15 protein-coding genes are annotated in these 19,010 nt (G+C 68.9%); 7 read left to right on the top strand and 8 right to left on the bottom strand.

Translation table 11 applies throughout. The features are described from left to right. Positions 1–160: 160 nt before the first annotated feature. From CLV54_RS02350 to CLV54_RS02325, 6 genes are all read right to left on the bottom strand, one after another. Positions 161–1,228 carry a hypothetical protein gene (locus CLV54_RS02350; protein ID WP_100343339.1) on the bottom strand — a complete coding sequence of 356 codons (1,068 nt, stop codon included), beginning with the start codon at positions 1,226–1,228 and terminating at the stop codon, positions 161–163. Positions 1,229–1,480: 252 nt separating this feature from the next. Beyond that, positions 1,481–2,407, bottom strand: coding sequence for an AEC family transporter (locus tag CLV54_RS02345; protein WP_100343338.1), 927 nt, complete (start codon positions 2,405–2,407; stop codon positions 1,481–1,483). Positions 2,408–2,450: 43 nt separating this feature from the next. Next, positions 2,451–3,638 (bottom strand): WxL protein peptidoglycan domain-containing protein, encoded by a 1,188-nt coding sequence (locus tag CLV54_RS02340; protein ID WP_100343337.1) that lies wholly within the window; start codon positions 3,636–3,638, stop codon positions 2,451–2,453. A gap of 112 nt (positions 3,639–3,750) precedes the next feature. Further along, positions 3,751–5,016, bottom strand: a complete 1,266-nt coding sequence (locus tag CLV54_RS02335) for a hypothetical protein (RefSeq protein ID WP_100343336.1) — start codon at positions 5,014–5,016, stop codon at positions 3,751–3,753. A gap of 29 nt (positions 5,017–5,045) precedes the next feature. Further along, on the bottom strand, positions 5,046–6,041 hold the full coding sequence (locus CLV54_RS02330; RefSeq protein ID WP_211294412.1) for a sugar phosphate isomerase/epimerase family protein: 996 nt from the start codon (positions 6,039–6,041) through the stop codon (positions 5,046–5,048). Between the two features lie 73 nt (positions 6,042–6,114). Beyond that, positions 6,115–9,564 carry a PQQ-dependent sugar dehydrogenase gene (locus CLV54_RS02325; RefSeq protein ID WP_157802777.1) on the bottom strand — a complete coding sequence of 1,150 codons (3,450 nt, stop codon included), beginning with the start codon at positions 9,562–9,564 and terminating at the stop codon, positions 6,115–6,117. Positions 9,565–10,104: 540 nt separating this feature from the next. Between CLV54_RS02325 and tatA the strand changes: the two genes are divergently transcribed. The 3 genes from tatA to CLV54_RS02310 all read left to right on the top strand — a co-directional run bounded on the left by tatA (position 10,105) and on the right by CLV54_RS02310 (position 11,661). Next, positions 10,105–10,359, top strand: a complete 255-nt coding sequence (tatA, locus tag CLV54_RS02320) for a Sec-independent protein translocase subunit TatA (RefSeq protein WP_100343334.1) — start codon at positions 10,105–10,107, stop codon at positions 10,357–10,359. A gap of 4 nt (positions 10,360–10,363) precedes the next feature. Further along, positions 10,364–11,188 (top strand): twin-arginine translocase subunit TatC, encoded by an 825-nt coding sequence (tatC, locus tag CLV54_RS02315; RefSeq protein ID WP_342745255.1) that lies wholly within the window; start codon positions 10,364–10,366, stop codon positions 11,186–11,188. 92 nt (positions 11,189–11,280) lie between these two features. Continuing rightward, on the top strand, positions 11,281–11,661 hold the full coding sequence (locus CLV54_RS02310) for a twin-arginine translocase TatA/TatE family subunit (RefSeq protein ID WP_100343333.1): 381 nt from the start codon (positions 11,281–11,283) through the stop codon (positions 11,659–11,661). Here CLV54_RS02310 and CLV54_RS02305 read toward each other — a convergent pair. Further along, entirely contained in the window at positions 11,645–12,478 is an 834-nt protein-coding gene (locus CLV54_RS02305) for an SDR family NAD(P)-dependent oxidoreductase (protein WP_100343332.1), read from the bottom strand. The genes CLV54_RS02310 and CLV54_RS02305 overlap by 17 nt on opposite strands. Positions 12,479–12,672: 194 nt before the next feature. On the opposite strand from CLV54_RS02305, the gene CLV54_RS02300 reads away from it, so the two are divergent. The 4 genes from CLV54_RS02300 (at position 12,673) to acs (ending at position 18,048) form a co-directional block, all read left to right on the top strand. Beyond that, positions 12,673–13,593 (top strand): ABC transporter ATP-binding protein, encoded by a 921-nt coding sequence (locus CLV54_RS02300; protein ID WP_100343331.1) that lies wholly within the window; start codon positions 12,673–12,675, stop codon positions 13,591–13,593. A 78-nt stretch (positions 13,594–13,671) separates the two neighbouring features. After that, positions 13,672–14,724, top strand: a complete 1,053-nt coding sequence (locus CLV54_RS02295; RefSeq protein ID WP_100343330.1) for an aliphatic sulfonate ABC transporter substrate-binding protein — start codon at positions 13,672–13,674, stop codon at positions 14,722–14,724. Positions 14,725–14,823: 99 nt separating this feature from the next. Next, entirely contained in the window at positions 14,824–15,753 is a 930-nt protein-coding gene (locus CLV54_RS02290; protein WP_100343329.1) for an ABC transporter permease, read from the top strand. Between the two features lie 195 nt (positions 15,754–15,948). Next, entirely contained in the window at positions 15,949–18,048 is a 2,100-nt protein-coding gene (acs, locus tag CLV54_RS02285; protein WP_100343328.1) for an acetate--CoA ligase, read from the top strand. A 94-nt stretch (positions 18,049–18,142) separates the two neighbouring features. On the opposite strand, the gene CLV54_RS02280 is transcribed toward acs, so the two are convergent. Further along, positions 18,143–18,874, bottom strand: coding sequence for a DNA alkylation repair protein (locus CLV54_RS02280; protein WP_100343327.1), 732 nt, complete (start codon positions 18,872–18,874; stop codon positions 18,143–18,145). Between the last annotated feature and the right edge of the window lie 136 nt (positions 18,875–19,010).

Raw genomic sequence — 19,010 nt, 5'->3', positions numbered from 1 at the left:
GATCCTCCTCGTCGAGTCTGCGACCGGCTCCCCGAATGGGCCATGTGCCCCGAATGAGGGGCGTCTTGAACCGGTTTAGGCGAGGTTATACCGGTTTAGTGACCCCAGTCAAGGGGGTATAGCGGCTCACGGTGGCCTCGTCGGCCGCCGGGAGAGCGGCTCAGCGCTCGACGGGCGCGGCGATCGCCGCGTGCAGGTCGAGCAGCGACTCGGTGCGCTCGCGCGGCCCGCGGCCGAAGCCGCACTCCGTCGCGACGCCGAAGCCGGGCACGTGCCGACGGGCCGTCGCGATGCGGCGCCCTGCGCCCTCCGTGCCGTCCTCATGGTGCAGCAGGCCGAGGTAGATCTCGGTCGCGGCCGGCCACTCCACGGCGTCGAGCGGGGCGAAGAAGGCGTCGTCGTCGCGGTCGATCGGCACCGGCAGGTGCACCCACGAGATGGGCCGGGTGGATGCCGCGAACACCCCGCTCAGCACATCGGCGAGCATGCCGGCATCCCGAGGCTCGGTGAAATGGTGCTCCTCGACGTCGCCGTAGCAGAGGTGATAGCCCACCTCGACGTCGGCGGGCACCGCCGAGGCCTGCCGCACGGCTCGTTCGACGACACCGCCGAGCACGTCGTCGAACCACGCGGTCAGCCGGTTCTCGCGGATGACGGCGCCCTCGAGCAGGCCGAACTCGAGCGCCGTGTCCCACTGGATCGCCAGGTCGTCGTGCGGGATCGCCTCGAGGATGCGGCCCAGCTCGCGGAAGAGGGCGCGCTCGTAGACGGGCTCGACGGCCGCGCGGTCGGATGCCACGAAGAAGCTGCCGACCACTCCGGCGGGAGTCGGCAGGCAGACCTGGAAGCGCGTGCCGGGAGCGATGACGCCCTCGGCGCGCAGAGCGGAGAACCGCGCGTAGGAGTCGATCGCGGCATCCGCGTAGCCGAGGGAGGGGAACGTGAGCGTCGAGGCGTCCACACCCTCGTCAACGCGCAGCGGTCGGGCGTCGAAGCGGTCGCGGATGAGCACGGGGATGTCGCCGACCCGGGAGAGGCCGGGGGTGCTGTCGAAGTAGTCCTTCTGGAACTGGATCCAGTAGAAGCGGTCGCCGACCTCGCCGTCGGGGATCCGTCTCAGCTGCGGCCCGAGATGCGCGCTCACCGTTCGGAAGGTCGTCTCGGCATCGGGCAGGTTGATGCTTCCGACGAGGTGGGCGCCCCGGGGCTTCTGCGTCGTCTCGCTCATGCTCTCACCCTACGACCGGTGCGCACCCGGGTCACGGCCGCCCGCTCTCCCTCGGCTCCGCTCAGGCCACTCGAGCCCCTCAAGCCCCTCAAGCCCCTCAAGCCCCACTCAAAACGACGGAGTTTCTCGCTGCAGGAGCGGTTTCGGCATCCAAACGGGCTGTTTTCGGCGGAATCTCCGTCGTTTTGAGTACCTCCGTCGTTTTGAGTACCTCCGTCGTTTTGAGTACCTCAAGCGAGGTGGGGAGCCGGCTCAGGGCGCGAGGAGCGCCGCGACCACGAGCAGCACGGGCACCGCGAGCAGGGTCGTGATGAGCACCGTGTCTCGGGCGACCGCCTCACCGCGCTCGTAGCGGCTCGCGAAGTTGAAGATGTTCTGCGCCGTCGGCAGGGCCGCGAGCACCACGGCCGCGAAGAGCTGCACTCCGTCGAGGCCGAAGACGAAGCGCGCCAGGAGATAGGCGACGATCGGCATGACCACGGCCTTGAGCAGCGAGGAGGCGGCGATCTCCTTGCGCCCGGTGCCCGCACGGAACGGCTTGCTGCCGTGCAGCGACATGCCGAACGACATGAGCACGAGCGGCACCGCGGCACCGCCGAGCACCTCGAAGGGGGCGTAGACGGCGTCGGGCAGGGCGACACCCGTCACCGCGACGACAACGCCGAGAGCCGAGGCGATGATCATGGGGTTGCGCAGCGGCTGGGTGAGGATCGAGCCGACCGAGACCCGGCCCGCGGATGACGAGATGTCGAGCACCGTGAGCCCGGTCGGGGCGAAGAGCAGCAGCTGCAGCAGCAACACGGGCGCGACGTACTGCGGGTCGCCCAGCACGTAGACGGCCACGGGGATGCCGATGTTGTTGGCGTTCACGTAGGACGCGCCGAGAGCGCCGATCGTCGTCTCGGCGACCGGCCGGCGGAAGAACAGGCGGCTCGCGAGCACATAGAGGGCCGCGCAGGCCACTGCGGCGAGAAGCGCGACGACGACGAACGAGGAGAACAGGATGTGCAGATCCGCGTCGGCGAGCACCGTGAACAGCAGCGCGGGGTTGGTCACGAAGAAGGCGATCCTGCTCATCACCCGGGCTCCGTCGGGGCCGACGATGCCGATCCTGCCGACGATGTAGCCCACGAGGATGACGACGCCGATCACCGCGAACCCGACCAGCACACCACCCATACGGCCATTCTGCCGGTTCGAGGTCACCGGGGCGGCGTCGGCTTCATCTCCGTTCCGCGAGGGCCTCGTCGGCGGCCGCGGCGCTGGCGCCGGTCGTGCTCTGCACATCGGCATCCGCACCGGCCGCGGTGGCCGCGGTGGCGCGGGCCTCGGTGAGCGCCCTGTCGACGGCCGCGGCGATCTTCCTCTCGGCGTCGGCACGACGACGACGAACACGGAGCACGACGAGCACGACGAGGGCGCCGAGAAGAGCGAGCAGGATGAGAGCCCCCCACGGCACGGCGGCGACCGTGCCGCTCGCCGTGGCATCCGGCACGGCGGGAGCCTCGGTCGTCGAGGCGCCCCCCTCCGTGATGACCTCACCGGTGACGACGAGCCGGGCGTTCGCGACGAGGAGCGGCCAGATCCCGTCGACGGTGACGGTCTGCGTGTACGAGCCTCCCGGGAGCAGCTCCCGCCCGCCGAGGCCGCTCGCCGGCGTGGCCCCGATCCCCCAGACACCGTCGACGACGAGGGCCGAGCCGGCGGCGATACGCGTGTTGCCCGTGTTGGTCATCGTGTATTCCACGGTGGCCGCTCCCGGCGCGAAGGGGTTCAGCCCACCGTCGTACGACACCGAGAAATCCGCGATCTCGAGCCGGGGCGCGAGCTCCCCGGCGACCCGCACGTGCATCCGAGAGCCGAGGCGCCGGTCGACGGCGACGCCCTCCGTCGTGCTGACGAGCATCGACGAGACGACGCCGGCCGCGTAGTCCCCGGGTGTCGCATCGGCGGGGATCGCAAGGGTGAACGGAACGGTGACGGTTCCGCCGCCGGTCACGGTCACCTCGTCGCTCTCGAAGTCGATCCAGCTGCCCAGCGCGGTGGACTGCTCGCCCGCCGGGAGCAGGTCGAGCTGTCCCGACTCGGCGATGAAACCGTCGGCGGCGTAGATGCGGAAGGTGAGGGGCTGCTCCGTGTAGTTCGAGACGACCATGGCGTCGTCGAGGGTCTCGCCCGGGTCGAGGTCGAAGACGTAGTTGGGGCGCCCGGCGCCGTGGATGGTGTCGGCCGGCCGCACTCCCCACGTGACCGGTGACGAGGTCGCAGCAGGATCGTCGACGGCCTCCGCGGCGGCGACGCCTGCGAGCGGGAGCACCAGGAGCATGGCGAGCCCAGCGGCCGCGGCGTACGCATGCACACGCGAGAGCGGATTCGGCCGCCCGCCACGACGAGACCGTGTGAAGACCATGGGTTTCTCCTGCTTTCTCTGGGATCGGAACCGGTTCGTCGTGCCGCACGAGCACGAGGTACGCCGGTCGGGCCGTCAACGGACGGTCCGACCGGCGGGTGTTCTCTGCCGCCTAGCTGAGCCCGGTGAGGGTCAGCGTGGCGTTGTAGGTGCCCTGGCCGACGGAGAGCGGCAGCTTCAGGTCGAGCTCGGCGCCGAGAACCGCCGAACCCCGCACGTGCCCGGCGTCGGCCGAGCCCAGCGTGCGCGCGACCGAGAGACCGTCGCCCTGGGTGAAGCCGGATGCGATCGCAGCACCGGCGACGGCGCCACCGTCGTTCTCGAGAAGGACGGGCGTCCATCCGAGGTACTTGCCCGACACCGTCTGGTCACCCGCGACGAAGTCACTGAGCTGGGCGGAGACCGACCAGCTCGGCGCGTCGATGCGGGTGTCCGTCACACGCACCGGCACGAGCGAGCCCGTGGCGGAGAAGTGATCGCCCTGTTCCTGTGCTATCCCGAGGTCGACGAGCGAACCCGTTCCCTCGAGGCTCCAGCTCAGCTCGCCGGGACGCGGCGCGGGAACGATGACGGCAACCGACTGGTCGCCGTCCGCCGCCGGCGCGGCAGGGGTTCCCGTGAAGTCGCCGACGACGGCGGCCGCGGAGTTGCCCGAACCGAAGCCCGCGGCCGGCGTGTTCGCGTCGAGGGTGATCGTCCCGCCGACCGTCGAACCCGCCAGGCGCAGGTTTCCCGAGTTGCCCGCCAGCGTCACGTCGCCGCCGACCGTGTTGCCCCACTGGGCGGGCGCGCCGTCTGCCGTCGCGCCGATCAGCACGTCGCGCGAGCTGCCTGTCACCGAGAGCGAGCCCGTGATGATCGCGCCGCTCACATCGACTCCGTAGTCGCTGTCGGCGATCTCGGCATCCGTGCCGACGGTCGTGCGAAGGACCGTGACATAGTTCGCGGCGAGGGTCGAGAGGCCTCCGCTGATCGCACTGTCGCTGATCTCGACGTCGATCCCGCCGGCTTCGACACTGCCGCCGACCGCCAGGTCGTAGAGGTACAGGAACCCGTTGCGGGTGCCTGCCGAATACGACACGACATCGCCGGCGACGCTCGTGCCGTCGATCAGGATGCCGTAGGCGTCGGTGCCGATGACATCACCCTCGATCACGGCATCGGTGGCGTCGAGCCAGGCGTCCTCACCGACGGTGATCGACCCTTCGACGGTCACGGCGCCGAGGACGCAGGTCTCGCCGGCCGGAACCGTGAGCTCTCCCACCGTGGTGTTCGACAGCTCGGTCGTGCAGTCCGTGGCCGCGGCGTGAGCGGCGGGAGCCGCGACCACCACGAGCGCGAACGCTGCGGCCGTGGCCGCAGGAATCTTCCATTTCATCGTTGTTCTCTCCTCGTTGTCTGAATGGCTCAGCCGCGCAGTGCGGCGATGGACTCGTAGCTGCGCCGGGCGTTGCCCAGCGAGTTGACGGGGTTCGGCGGAACCGCGGAGGAGCCCGCGTTGTCCTGCTCGTAGATGCCGAAACGCTGCCCGCGGTCACGCAGCTGCGACAGGAAGCTCTGGTACGGCAGGTTGCCCGCACCGAACTCGATGATGTCGTAGCCGTTCGTCGCCGCCGTGTTCGTCTTGCCGTCCTTGAGGTGCAGGAGCGGGTAACGACGCGGATGAGCCGTCACGTAGTCGATCGGCTCGAACCCGGGGTACAGATACTGACCGACGTACGCCCAGTAGACGTCCATCTCCAGATAGACGTGCTTCGGGTCGGTGTTGTCGAGGAAGATGTCGTACAGGCGCTGCGAGGGGTCGTCCGTGGCGAAGCGGAACTCGCCCTGGTGGTTGTGCTGATAGAGCTTCAGCCCCGCAGCGGAGGCCTGCTCACCCCAGCTGTTGAACGACTCGGCCGCCGCGAGGTAGCCGGCGACGGTGTTGTTGTTCGACGGCGCGTTCGCCGTTCCGATGTGCGGCATCCCCAGGGTGTGGGCGATGTCGATCTGATTCGCGAGATCGTTGCCCAGCTGGCTGAGGCTCAGATGGGTTCCGACCGCGCGGAGGCCGTTGTCGTCGAGCAGCTGCCGGATCTGCTGCGGGGTGATCGCGCCGACCTGGCCCTGGGTGTAGCCGGCGAACTCGACCTCGCTGTACCCGATGTCGGCGAGCTCCTCGAAGACGGCCCGGAAGCCGAGTTCGTTGACCTTGTCGCGGATCGAGAAGAGCTGAACGCCGATCCTGTTGACGGGGACGAGACGGGTTCCGCCCCCCGTCGGCGCTGCGGCCGCAGCGGCCGCCACGGCGGGCTCGGCGAAGGCCGTGCCGATGCCGACGGCGACCGTCGAGGCCGCGAGGCCCAACATCAGGCTCCTGCGGCTCATGGGCTGGGCGCCCAACGATGTGGAATGCGAGTGCATGTGTGTTCTCTCCTTCGAGGTGGGTTCCGGCCGGCTCGCGCACCTCGCGCGAGCCGGCCGGAGTCTTACTTGACTACTGCTGCACCGTGAGGCTCAGCAGGGTGGAGGCGACGGTCGTCGAGGCGGTCGCCCCGTGAACGATCGTCAGCTTGTAACTGCCCACGGGCAGCTTCGGCAGAGCGAGCACCAGGTCGCCGTTCGCGTCGAGTGCCCCGTTCAGCTGGTCGACCGTGGTGGTGTTGCGATTGACCTGAACTGTCACCGTCCCCTCGCCTGCGAGACCTGTCGCGGTCTCGGCGTGGATCGTGAGCTGCGCCGCGACCGCGGGTTTGACGGGGTTGGGAGACACCGACGCCGTGAGCACGGATGCCGCCTTCGAGACGATCAACCGGCCGATGCCGGACGATGTCTTGAACACCTCGTCCGCCAGGTAGCTCGCCGTGAGGATGTGACTGCCGACCGACAGACGCGGCTCGAGGGCGATCGTCGCCGATCCGTCCGAGAGCGTTCCCCGGCCGACCTCGACGCCGCCGGCCGACACCACGACGTCACCCGTCGGGATGCCGCCTGCGCCGGTCACGGTCACCACGACCTCGCCGGGAGCGCCGTAGCCCACCCGCGGCGACGGCACAGAGACCGTAGTCTTCGAGATGACGGTCGGCTCGTTCGGAGCATCCAGGTCGATCGTGAAGCCCACCGACCCGACGGCCGAGATGTTGCCCCCCGTGTCGGTCGCGCGGTACTGCAGCATACGAGCTCCATCGGTGGTGAACGGCACGGTGTATGCGCCGTTCGTCGCCCTGACCGTCGTCCAGGCCGCTCCGCCGTCGAGCGAATACTGCACGCTCGCGAGAGCGCCGTCGTCCGTCGGATGGAGCGCGAGCGTGACCGGCACGTTGTAGACGCCGCCGACGCCCGTCGGTGCTGCAGGATCGAGGGAGTGCGTCACGACCGGAGCCGAGACATCCCCTGCGCCGTCGCCGAGGAAGGTGAGGGAGTCGACGGCGAGCTCGTCGTTCGAGGTGACGTAGAGCGTTCCCGAGCCCTGGGGGGCGTTGGCCAACTCGACCTCGACGTCCTTCCATCCGGAGCCGGCCGGGATCTGCGCCGTCGCGAAGGGGGCCGCGTCCGCGGCATCCCATCGAAGCTGCACCGCTCCGCCACCGGTGGCCCGCACCGTCACACCGTCGATCCCCGAGAGGTTCACGGGGTCGTAGCGCAGGTAGTCACCCGCACCGAGACCCCGGACGGCGTTTCCGGCGCTCGCGTCCTCGTCGGCGTAGACGACCACACCCTGGCGGGTGAGGGCATGCTCCGCCTGCTGCAGGAACGGGTTCAGCCGCACCGTCGCCTCGCCCTGAGCGGCGGGCAGACCGTTGTGACCGTTGTCCGTGTAGGTCACAACGACGGCGCCGTAGAGGTTGGCACCGGCTCCGTGCTCGGGCGAGTCCGCGGAGGTCTTCCACGCGCCGGTGCATCCGGAGCCCTGCACCTCGGGGTGCGCGTGCTCGTCGTGGCCGAGCCCGTAGGTCCACGAGACCCGCGAGCAGGTGGTCTCCGAACCGTCCTCTGCGTCGCTCGTCGTCACCTTGTACGGTACGGCCTGACCCCAGTCGAAGAAGGCCCCGTCGCCCGGGTACTCGACGGTGACGGCGGGCGCGACGTTGCCGACGGAGATCACCCTCGACGACAGGGCGAACTTGCCGGCGGCATCGGTCACACGCAGTCGGGCCGTGTACTGGCCGAGCTCCGTGTACGTGGTCGTCGCCGTCACTCCGGTGGCGTCGAAGGTGCCGTCGCCGTCGAAGTCCCAGTCGTAGACGATCGCGTCGCCGTCGGGGTCGGACGAGGTCGAGGCGTCGAAGGTCACCACAAGAGGGGCATCCGACGACGAGCCGGGCGATGCCGTGAAGCTCGCCTGCGGGGCTTTGTTGCCCTCCGCGAAGTCGATGCGGTACAGACCGGAGTCCGGATTCGCCCGGAAGAAGCCGTCACCGTACTCGAGCACGTAGAGCGAGCCGTCCGGTCCGAACTCGATGTCCATCGGGTTGTCGTGGATCGGTTGAGCGGCTGCCGTGAGAGCGGAGTTGGGCAGGAAGTCCTCGACATGGGTGACCTCGAGATCCTCCCAGTCCACCGTCAAGGCCGCGATGTAGTCCTGCGAGAACTCACCCATAAACGCCTTGCCGTCCCAGTACTCGGGCAGCTTGGACGTCGACGGGTTCTCGGCGTCGTAGTGATAGACCGGGCCGCCCATGGGCGCCTGACCGTTGCCGGCTCCGAAGTTCACGAACTCGTCCCACGGCTGGTCTCCGGGGCTGTCGCCGTAATAGACCGTCGCCGGTGTGGGCAGCGGCAGGTCGACGAGACCCGTGTTCCACCGCGAGTTGTTCTTCGGGGCGGCGGGGTCGAAGAACGCCCCCGGGGTTCCCGTGGCGAAGTCCCACTCGTTGTACGCGAAGTTGTCGCCCGTGAAGTAGGGCCATCCGCCATTGAGCGGCTTGTCGAGACTTGTCACGTTCCACTCGACGTAGCCCATCGGACCCCGCACGCCGTCCGCCGCGGCTGCCGCCGAGGCGTCTGGGCCGTAGTCACCCCAGGTGAGGCTGTTGGTCGCCGCGTCGACATCGATGCGGAACGGATTGCGCACGCCCATAACGAAGATCTCCGGCCGCGTCTTCTCCGTTCCCACGGGGAAGAGGTTGCCCTCCGGGATCGTGTAGCTGCCATCCTCCTGCACTGTGATCCGCAAGATCTTCCCTCGCAGGTCGTTGGTGTTCCCGGCTCCGCGACGCGAGTCGAATCCGGGGTTCATCCCGGGTGCGTCGTTGTTGGGGGCGAACCCGTTCGCGCCGGGGGCTCCCGCGGGAGTGTTGTCACCGGTGGCCAGGTAGAGGTTGCCTTCCGCATCCCAGTCGAAGTCCGCGCCGACATGGCAGCACTGGCCTCTCTGGGTTCCGATCTCGATGATGACCTGCTCGGAGGCGAGATCGAGGGCCGACCCCGTCCATTGGAAGCGCGAGAGTCTGTTGACGCCTTTCCACTGCTCCCAGTAGCTCTCATCGGCACCCGCGGGGAGGCTGTTGGGCGACGAGCCCTCTGGCGTTCCCGAGAGTGGGGCGTAGACCACGTACACCCAGTGGTTCTCGGCGAAGTCCGGATCGAGTCCGATCGACTGCAGGCCGTCCTCCGAGTTGGAGTAGACGGGGATCTGGTTGACGATGCTCGTGATGCCGCTCGCCGGATCCGTCAGACGGATGTCGCCGTTGCGCGCGGTGTGCAGGACGCGCGAGTCCGGCAGCACGGCGAGATCGATCGGCTCACCGACGTCCTTGGTGAGCAGCACCTTCTCGTAGTTGGACCAGTCGAGCGCAGCTGCGCCGCCCTCTGCGTCGTGATCGACCCCGTCGTGCGCCTGAGCGGCTCCGCCGATCAGGGCAAGGCTCGCGACGGTCATCACGCCGACCACGGTCGCCGCGACGATGCGCAGCCCGTGTCGCGTTCGTGCTTTGGTACTATCCATTCGTGATAAATCTCCTTATAAGGTGTTCGTCACAGAGTCCGGGTCCCGCCTCGTCGGCCTGATGTGCTGGGGCCCGGCCTCACTGATATCGGCCGCGTCGGCCGGTGGCTCATCTCCCCCTCTCGCCTTCCCTCTCGTGTTCTCCCACGAAAGCTCGTCGTCTTCGGGTCGACGACGGTCGGTGGCGAGGCAGTCTCGCCGGACCGGAGGGACGCGTCGAGGATGCGCGGAGCAGTCTGCACGGACGTGCGCTCTCGCACGCCGCAAGACCCGCGCACATGCTCGAGGCCCGGCATCGAACCGGCGATGACATAAAAACTGCCTCCACACGAGAGGATTTGTTGTATGGGTCTACGTTGACCATGCGATGACCGTATCGACACTTAGATCGTCCGTCAATCAAAAGGTTTATCGTGATAAACAACTTTTGACTTTTTTCCGCAAAAGTCACCCACTGCAGCAGCTAAAGCTCTATGCTCGCTCCCAAGTGACCAGAGTTGGCACGCCTTGCGTCGGCCAGCTCCCGACGAAAGGAAAAAAATGTTCGCAAACCTCACGGGCTGGCATCTGATAATTATTCTGGCGGTCGTGCTTTTGTTGTTTGGTTCAACTAAATTGCCGGCGCTGAGCCGCAGTATCGGTCAATCAATGCGGATCTTCAGGAGCGAGACAAAGGCCATGAAGAGCGACGAGGCACATGCGGAGCAGGCGCGGCCCGATTCCACGAGCTCCGACGCCTCGGGTGGCGACCTCGCGACGCCGCCGAAAGAACCCCGCCCCGCGTCGAACTCGTAGCACCATGGCCGTGACGACCTTCGGGCGACGGCGCGCTCGAGACGGCACGATGCCCCTGCGAGCGCACCTCGTCGAGTTCCGCAAACGACTCCTCGTCTCCGCAGCGGCCATCGTGATCGGCACGATCGTCGGCTGGATCCTCTCGGACGTCATCCTCGATGCGATCCGAGCACCCATCACCGAGCTCGCCTCCACCCGCGACCGTCAAGCGAGTCTCAACTTCTCCGACGTCTCATCCGCTTTCGACCTCCGGTTCCAGATAGCGATCACCGCCGGGATCGTGCTGTCATCGCCCGTGTGGCTGTACGAGGTGTGGGCTTTTCTCATGCCCGCCCTGAAGGTCGCAGAGAAGCGGTATGCCGCCGGGTTCCTGCTGTCGGCGGTGCCGCTCTTTCTCGCCGGATGTGCGGCCGGGTGGTTCGTGCTGCCCCACATGGTGGTGCTGCTCGCCGGATTCGCTCCCGACGGCTCGACCACGATCCTGACCGCACGCCCGTATTTCGACTTCGTGCTCAAGCTCGTGCTCGCGATCGGCGTCGCCTTTGTGCTCCCCGTGTTCCTCGTGCTCCTGAACCTCGCCGGTGTGATGAGCGGAAAGGCCATCATCAAGGCATGGCGGATCGCGCTGCTCGCGATCGTGGCCTTCACTGCGATCGCGACCCCGGCAGCAGATGTGATGGCGATGTTCCTCCTGGCCCTCCCGATGATCGCTCTGTATTTCGCGGCGGCCTCGATCGCCCTTCTCACCGACAGGAGGCGGCGGCGACGTGCCGACAGGCTCGACGAGTCGTTCTCGCCCGACCCGATCCCCACACCGGAGCAGAGCTAGGCACAGCGGCGCTCAGCTCGGCGCGCACCTTCCGCACTCGCCACCCCGACGACTCGCATGACCTCCATCCGCACACGAGACAGGAATACAGCATGTTCGGTCTGACGTTCGAAAAACTCCTGATCATCGCGGTCATCGCAGCCCTTGTCATTGGACCGCACCGACTGCCCGGGCTCGCGGCCCGTGCTGCGCAGATGCTCCGCCGTCTGCGCAGCACGGCTGACAGCGCGATGGGGCGGGTGCGCGAAGAGCTGGGGCCCGATTTCGACGACGTCGACTGGAAGAAACTCGACCCCCGCCAATACGATCCCCGCCGGATCGTGCGCAACGCGCTTATGGACGACACCCCCTCCGCAACTCCCACCACGCCGAGGCCCGAGCATCCGAGGCCGGACAACGCGACCACTGGGCGCGAACGAGGAGATCCGCCCGAGACGATCGACCGCGACGACCGGCTCAGTCCCGCCCGGTGAAGTCGTTCATGGTGTCGTAGACGCCCATCCGGCCGGCCACGGCATCCCACACCCGCACCGGCAGCACGCCCGTGAGCACCCGGGCCAGCCCCACCGACCACGGCAGCAGCACACTCGGACGCCCCGCGAGCATCGCCCGCCACACCCGGTCGACCACGTAGTCGGGCGTCATGACCGGAGTGAGCATCGGGCCGCGGGCGCCTTCGAACATGCCCGTGCTGATGAAGCTCGGGGCCGCGGTCGTGACCTTCACGTTGCCGTGGTCCTCACGCTCGAGCTCGAGGCGCAGCGAGTCGCTCCAGCCGATGACCGCCCACTTGGATGCCGCATAGACGCTCATCCGCGGCTGGGAGAGCATCCCGGCCGCCGACGCCACGTTGAGGATGCGCGCCGCGCGGTACGGGCGGGCGAGCATCCCCGGCAGGAACTCCCGGGTCACGTACATGGGCGCGAGCGCGTTGACCTGCATGATCGTGCGGGTGTCGGCCCCGTTGTCGTGCTCCCAGAAGAGCGCGCCGCGCACGATGCCCGCGTTGTTGACGAGCACGTCGGGGTTGCCGACATCCTTGCGCACCTTCTGGGCCGCCTGCGCGATCGAGCCGAGGTCGGAGAGGTCGACGATGTGGCTGTGCACCGCGGTGGCCCCGGATGCCGCGGCACGCAGCTCGGCGAGGGTCGCGGCGAGCGCGGGCCGGTCGTGATCCCAGAGGATGACGTGCCGGGCGCCCTCGCGCACGGCCCGTTCGGCGTAGAGACGACCCATGCCCATCGCCGCCCCGGTGATGAGGACGGTTGCGCCTGCGACGGTTCTGGTCATCCCCCCATTCTCCCTGTTCTCCTTCCTCGCGAGTGGACGCGATTCGGGGGTGCAAAGCCGTTTCCACCCCCGATTCGCGTCCACTCGCGGTGCTGCGAAGTGTTACGCCCCGTTTCGTCGTGTGACGTGGGGGGTTGCGCGATTCGGTAACGTCGGAAGTCGCCCCACCTCCCCCACCGCACCGGAGCGTTCCCATGTCGAGCACAGCACCAGCCACGAACGGCGGCACGAGCGTGTCGTCGTCCGTGAACGGCGACGCGGCCGGCGGGGTCTCGAACACGGCCTACGAGGTCGAGTTCCGCGACGTCGGGCGCTCCTTCGCCGCGACCTCCAAGGGGCGGGCCGCGAAGGGCCCCGCCCGCACGGTGCTGCGCGACGTGACCCTCACGGTCGAGCCGGGCGAGGTGCTCGCCATCCTGGGCACGAGCGGATGCGGCAAGTCCACCCTCCTGCGCATCGCGGGGGGCCTCGACCAGCCCAGCGTCGGCTCCGTGCGCATCGACGAGACCCCCGTCTCCGGCATCGACACCCGCACAGCCGTCGGCTTCCAGGAGCCGCGCCTGCTCCCGTGGCGCACCCTCACCGAGAACGTCACGCTGGGCCTCCCCGCCGGCACACCCAAAGCCGAGGGCCGCGAGCGCGTCGCGCGCCTGCTCGAGCTCGTGGGCCTCGCCGGCTCGGCCAACCTGCGCCCGCGCGAGGTCTCCGGCGGCATGGCGCAGCGCGCCTCGCTCGCCCGCGCACTCGCCCGCAACCCCGGCGTCCTCCTCCTCGACGAGCCCTTCGGCGCTCTCGACGCACTGACCCGTCTCAAGATGCAAGACCTGCTTCTCGAGATCCATTCGGCGGCACCCACGACCGTGCTGCTCGTCACCCACGACGTCGACGAGGCACTCCAGCTCGCCGACCGTGTCGTCCTCCTCGGGCGCGAAGAAGGCGTCGAGGGCGCGACCATCCAGCAGCTCCTCACGGTTCCGGGCGCACGACCGCGCGACCGCGGATCCGCGGAGCTCGCCGAGCTGCGGGCACGTCTGCTCGCCGGGCTCGGGATCGACCGGCACGGCGCTTCACGCGGCATCCCCACCGGCACGACCATCCCGCACTACCCGTACTAGGGCGCAGAGGCATCCGCGGGCCGCACGGCTCTCGGAACGCGCCGCACACCGACTCACTCCCACACAGCAAGGACACCCATGAAAGCCAGAAAGCTCACCACCGTGGCGCTCGTCGCCGGCGCGGCGGCCGCCGCCCTTCTCCTGAGCGGCTGCGTGGCCGGCGAAGGCCAGGCCAGCGAGCCCGAATCGACCGCGGTCTCGACCGACGGCGCCATCGTCACCGAGGGCGGCACGCTCAACATCGACTTCGCGACCTACAACCCGCTGAGCCTCGTCATCAAAGACCAGGGCTGGCTCGAGGACGCCCTCGCCGACCAGGACATCACGGTCAACTGGGTGCAGTCGGCCGGCTCCAACAAGGCCAACGAGGCCCTGCGCGCCGGTGCGATCGACGTGGGCTCCACCGCCGGATCCGCCGCGCTGCTCGCCCGCTCGAACGGCTCGCCCATCCAGGTGATCGACATCTACTCGCAGCCCGAGTGGGCCGCGCTCGTCGTTCCCGCCGGCTCGCCCATCACCTCGGTCGCAGACCTCAAGGGCAAGCAGATCGCCGCGACCAAGGGCACCGACCCCTACTTCTTCCTGCTCCAGGCGCTCGAGGAGGCCGGCCTCTCGCAGAGCGACGTGACCGTGCAGAACCTCCAGCACGCCGACGGCTGGGCCGCCCTGCAGAACGGCTCCGTCGACGCGTGGTCGGGTCTCGACCCGATCATGGGCGGGGCGATCGCCTCGGGCGCGCAGTTCCTCTACCGCAACGTCGACTTCAACAGCTACGGCTTCCTGAACGCGACCGAGGACTTCATCGAGAACAAGCCCGACGTGGCCCAGACCGTCGTCGACGTCTACGAGCACGCCCGCCAGTGGGCGCTCGACAACCCCGAGGAGACGGCCTCGATCCTCGCGACCGCCGCGAGCATCGACCCCGCGGTCGCGACCCAGGTCATCACCGAGCGCACCAACCTCGACGTCGACAACGTTCCCGGCCAGGCGCAGGTCGACGTGCTCACGACGATCGGCCCGATCTTCGTCGAGAGCGGTGACGTCGCATCGCAGGACGCGATCGACGAGGCCCTCGACACGATCATCAACGACACCTTCGCGAAGAAGGCCGACCCCTCCATCGTCGAATAACCCCTTCCGCGAGACGTCACAGAAGCTTCGGTCGCGGATGCCGCGCACTCTGTTTCTGTGACGTCTCGCCGTAGAGCCTGAGAAGAGAGCACAACCCGGATGTCGGATCGCGACAAGCTCACCAACAGCGAGCAGGTGCGCCAGGGGCTGCTCGGCGCGACCGAGTTCCCGAGCGCGACGGCCGCCGTGCGCGCGCGACCGGAGGTCGTCGCAGCGGGCAAAGCCGCCGAACGTCGGGAGGACACCGCCAAGCGCGGCGGCCACCGTCGGCTGACCTCGCGCACCTGGTTCATCATCGTGGGCGGGGCGATCATCCCCGTGCTCGTGCTGTCGATCTGGCAGTTCGTGACGACGACCGGCATCGCCTCGACGTCGCAGATCCCCTCGCCCGCCATGGTGTGGGAGGCCGCCGTCGACCTCGCCCAGCGCGGCCTGCTCTGGCAGTACATCGCCATCTCGACGCAGCGCGTGATCATCGGCTTCCTCATCGGGGCCGCCCTCGGGCTCTTCCTCGGCGCCGTCGTGGGGCTCTCGCGTTTCGCCGACATCCTGCTCGCGCCGACGCTCGGCGCCATCCGCGCGGTGCCCTCGCTCGCCTGGGTGCCGCTGCTCATCCTCTGGTTCAAGATCGGTGAGGAGTCGAAGATCATCCTCATCACGATCGGCGCCTTCTTCCCCGTCTACACGACCGTCGCGGCCGCCCTGCGCCACGTCGACCGCCACCTCGTGGAGGCCGGCCGCGCCTTCGGGCTGCGCGGGGTGAAGCTCTTCACGACCGTGCAGCTGCCGGCCGTCGTGCCCTCCGTCATCTCCGGATTGCGGCTCGCGCTCGCCCAGGCCTGGCTGTTCCTCGTGGCGGCGGAGCTGATCGCGGCATCCATGGGTCTCGGCTTCCTGTTATCGGATTCGGGGAACAACGGACGCATCGACCGCATCTTCCTCGCCATCATCCTGCTCGCCGTGCTCGGCAAGCTCACCGACTCGATCGTCGGGCTCTTCGAGCGCTGGGCCAACAAGAAGTGGGCGTGAACGCCTCCGTCGACCTCGCCCGCGCTCACAACGACGTCCTGCACTCAAAACGACGGAGATTGTGCCGATATGAGGGCTTTTCGGCCCAAAACCTGCCCGATCGGCCGGAATCTCCGTCGTTTTGATTTCCACACCGTGTTACCGCGGATTGCACGACCACACCAGCATCTCTCCTCACTTGGGTAGCGTCGAAACATGAGCACAACGGAGCAGTCCGGCATCGCCGCACAGCCGGGCGCAGCAGCGCAGACGGGCGCAGCAGCACGACCGGACGAAGCAGCACAGGTCGACGAGCACGGCACGATCAGCAACCTGCTGACCGAGAGCCGCCGCTACCCGGCGCCGGCCGCCTTCACGGCCCAGGCGAACGTGGATGCCGGCGAGCACGCCCGTGCCGCCGCCGACCCGGTCGCGTTCTGGGCCGAGCAGGCCCGCCGTCTCGACTGGGCACAGCCGTGGCACACGACCCACAGCTGGGAGCCGGCGGTCGCAGAGGGCGAGGATCTCTCCATCCCCCGCGCCGAGTGGTTCGCGGGCGGCAGGCTCAACGTCGCCGTCAACCTCGTCGACCGGCACGTCGCCGCCGGCAAGGGCGACAAGGTCGCGTTCTTCTTCGAAGGCGAGCCCGGCGACCGCCGCACCATCACCTACGCCGAGCTGCAGCGCGAGGTCGCGAAGGCCGCGCACGCCCTCACCGAGCTCGGCATCCGCGAGGGCGACCGCGTGGTGCTCTACCTCCCGGTCATCCCCGAGACGGTCATCGCGACGCTCGCGATCGCCCGGATCGGCGCCATCCACTCGCTCGTCTTCGGCGGCTTCTCGGCCGAGGCGCTGCGCTTCCGCGTCGAGGACACGGGCGCGAAGCTGCTCATCACGACCGACGGCCAGTACCGCCGCGGCGCCGCGGTGCCCGTGAAGTCGGCGGCGGACGAGGCCGTGGCGGGCGTGGAGAGCGTCGAGCACGTGCTCGTCGTGAACCGCACGGGAAGCGACATCCCGTGGACCGAGGGCCGCGACGTCTGGTGGCACGACATCGTCGACCGCCAGCCGGATGTGCACGAGCCCGAGTTCTTCGACGCCGAGACCCCGCTCTTCATCATCTACACCTCCGGCACGACGGGCAAGCCGAAGGGCCTCGTGCACACGAGCGGCGGCTACCTCACCCACGCCTCCTGGAGCCACTGGGCGGTCTTCGACGCGAAGGACGACGACGTCTACTGGTGCACGGCCGACCTCGCCTGGGTCACGGCGCACAGCTACGTGCTCTACGGCCCGCTCTCGAACGGCGTGACGAGCGTTCTCTACGAGGGCACGCCCAACACCCCGCACGCGGGCCGGCACTTCGAGATCATCGAGCGCTATGGCGTGACGACCTACTACTCGGCGCCCACCCTCATCCGCACCTTCATGACCTGGTTCCCGCGAGGCCTGCCGAGCGAGTTCGAGCTCTCGAGCATCCGCCTGCTGGGCTCGGTGGGCGAGGCGATCAACCCCGAGGCCTGGGTGTGGTTCCACGAGAACATCGGCGGCGGCCGGGCGCCCATCGTCGACACCTGGTGGCAGTCGGAGACGGGGGCCGCGATCATGGCCCCGCTGCCCGGCGTCGACACCCTCAAGCCCGGCTCGGCCCTGCGCGCCCTGCCCGGCCTCACGACGCGCGTGGTCGACGAGCGCGGGCAGCAGGTGCCGTTCGGCTCGGGCGGCTTCCTCGTGATCGACGGAACCTGGCCCGGCATGGCACGCACCGTCTGGGGCAACCCCCAGCGCTATCGCGACTCCTACTGGGCGCGCTACGCCGAGCAGGGCTACTTCTTCTCCGGCGACGGCGCCAAGTACGACGGCGACGGCGACATCTGGGTGCTCGGCCGCGTCGACGACGTCATCAACGTCTCGGGCCACCGGCTCTCGACGATCGAGATCGAGTCGGCGCTCGTCTCGCATCCGTCTGTCGGCGAGGCCGGCGTCGTCGGTGTGGATGACGCGACCACGGGTTCGGCGATCGCCGCGTTCGTGATCCCATCCGGGGCCGCCGCCGCCATCGCCTCGGGCACGGACGCAGACGCCCGCGCGGCCCTGATCGCGGAGCTGCGCGCCCACGTCGCGACGGCGATCGGGCCGATCGCGAAACCCCGCGACATCCACCTCGTTCCCGACCTGCCGAAGACCCGCTCGGGCAAGATCATGCGCCGCCTGCTCGGCGACATCGTCGACGGGCGCCCCCTCGGCGACACGACCTCCCTGCAGGATGCGACGGTGCCCGCCACGATCGCCGGCATCGTGCGCCCCGCACCCTGACGCGCGCCGAGGTCGCCGTCGCTCGCGGCACGCGATCATCCTGCGGGCACGCAGACTTCCGCGTGCCCGCAGGACATTCACGTGCCCGCTCGATCTATACGGCGCGGTAGCGGGCGCGCTCGGCGGGGTCGAGGTGCTCGGTCGCGTACGAGAGCATCGTGCGCGGCATCCTGCCCGCGTGGGCGTCGAGGAAGCCCACGAGGATGCCGCGGTCGACGCGTTTGCCGATCTCGCGCAGCATCCAGCCGACCGCCTTGTGCATCAGGTCTTCGGAGTCGTCGAGCAGCAGCGCGGCGAGCTCGAGCGTGGTCGCGGCATCCCCGCGTTTGATGAAGGCGAAGGTCGCGAGCACGGCGACACGGCGCTCCCAGAGGATCTCGCTCGCCGCGAGCTCGAACAGGATGTCGCGAGGCCGATCGAGCAGGGCCTCGCCGAGCAGGAACTCGGCCGAGCTGTCGACGAGATCCCAGTTGTTCACCCGGCCGCGGCGCACGGCGGCGAGGTACGCGGCCGTGAGCTGCTCGCGCAGCGCGTCGTCTCGGGTGCGGGGCCTGCCGGCGGCCTCGAAACGGGCCACGAGGATCACGAGGGCGGCCAGGCGGTCCTCGTGCGCCTCGCTGTCGAGCAGGGCGTCGATCTCGGGGAGGGCGAGGCCGGGGAAGCGCTTGGCGACCGCGCGAGTCGCCGGAACGCGCACGCCGATGAAGACGTCGCCCTCGCCGTACTGGCCCGGGCCCGTCTTGAAGAACCCCTGCAGGAACAGGGCGTCGGCCGCGTCCGCGACCTCGCGGAGCGCGGCCTGCACATCGCTCGCGGTGCCGGTCACCCGTGCAGCCTATGCCCGACAGCGGCCTGTTGCAGCTCGAGGCCATCCCGTTCTCGGCGCACCCCTCTCATCAGGGAGCGGGGCCAACGCAACGGCGCGAACGACGACGGGGGCACCGGCCGAAGCCGGTGCCCCC

Source organism: Compostimonas suwonensis (assembly GCF_002797855.1).
GTDB lineage: Bacteria > Actinomycetota > Actinomycetes > Actinomycetales > Microbacteriaceae > Compostimonas > Compostimonas suwonensis.
The sequence above is the reverse complement of the archived record's forward strand: the minus strand, read 5'-3'. Positions and strand labels throughout refer to the sequence as shown.

Bases quoted from the DNA above. Each gene is read 5' to 3' on its own strand.
- CLV54_RS02310 (WP_100343333.1), top strand. From the start codon at position 11,281: ATGTTCGGTCTGACGTTCGAAAAACTCCTGATCATCGCGGTCATCGCA.
- CLV54_RS02300 (WP_100343331.1), top strand. From the start codon at position 12,673: ATGTCGAGCACAGCACCAGCCACGAACGGCGGCACGAGCGTGTCGTCG.
- tatC (WP_342745255.1), top strand. From the start codon at position 10,364: ATGGCCGTGACGACCTTCGGGCGACGGCGCGCTCGAGACGGCACGATG.
- CLV54_RS02340 (WP_100343337.1), bottom strand. From the start codon at position 3,638: ATGGTCTTCACACGGTCTCGTCGTGGCGGGCGGCCGAATCCGCTCTCG.
- CLV54_RS02305 (WP_100343332.1), bottom strand. From the start codon at position 12,478: ATGACCAGAACCGTCGCAGGCGCAACCGTCCTCATCACCGGGGCGGCG.
- acs (WP_100343328.1), top strand. From the start codon at position 15,949: ATGAGCACAACGGAGCAGTCCGGCATCGCCGCACAGCCGGGCGCAGCA.
- CLV54_RS02295 (WP_100343330.1), top strand. From the start codon at position 13,672: ATGAAAGCCAGAAAGCTCACCACCGTGGCGCTCGTCGCCGGCGCGGCG.
- CLV54_RS02325 (WP_157802777.1), bottom strand. From the start codon at position 9,564: ATGGATAGTACCAAAGCACGAACGCGACACGGGCTGCGCATCGTCGCG.
- CLV54_RS02335 (WP_100343336.1), bottom strand. From the start codon at position 5,016: ATGAAATGGAAGATTCCTGCGGCCACGGCCGCAGCGTTCGCGCTCGTG.
- CLV54_RS02345 (WP_100343338.1), bottom strand. From the start codon at position 2,407: ATGGGTGGTGTGCTGGTCGGGTTCGCGGTGATCGGCGTCGTCATCCTC.
- CLV54_RS02330 (WP_211294412.1), bottom strand. From the start codon at position 6,041: ATGCACTCGCATTCCACATCGTTGGGCGCCCAGCCCATGAGCCGCAGG.
- CLV54_RS02350 (WP_100343339.1), bottom strand. From the start codon at position 1,228: ATGAGCGAGACGACGCAGAAGCCCCGGGGCGCCCACCTCGTCGGAAGC.
- CLV54_RS02290 (WP_100343329.1), top strand. From the start codon at position 14,824: ATGTCGGATCGCGACAAGCTCACCAACAGCGAGCAGGTGCGCCAGGGG.
- tatA (WP_100343334.1), top strand. From the start codon at position 10,105: ATGTTCGCAAACCTCACGGGCTGGCATCTGATAATTATTCTGGCGGTC.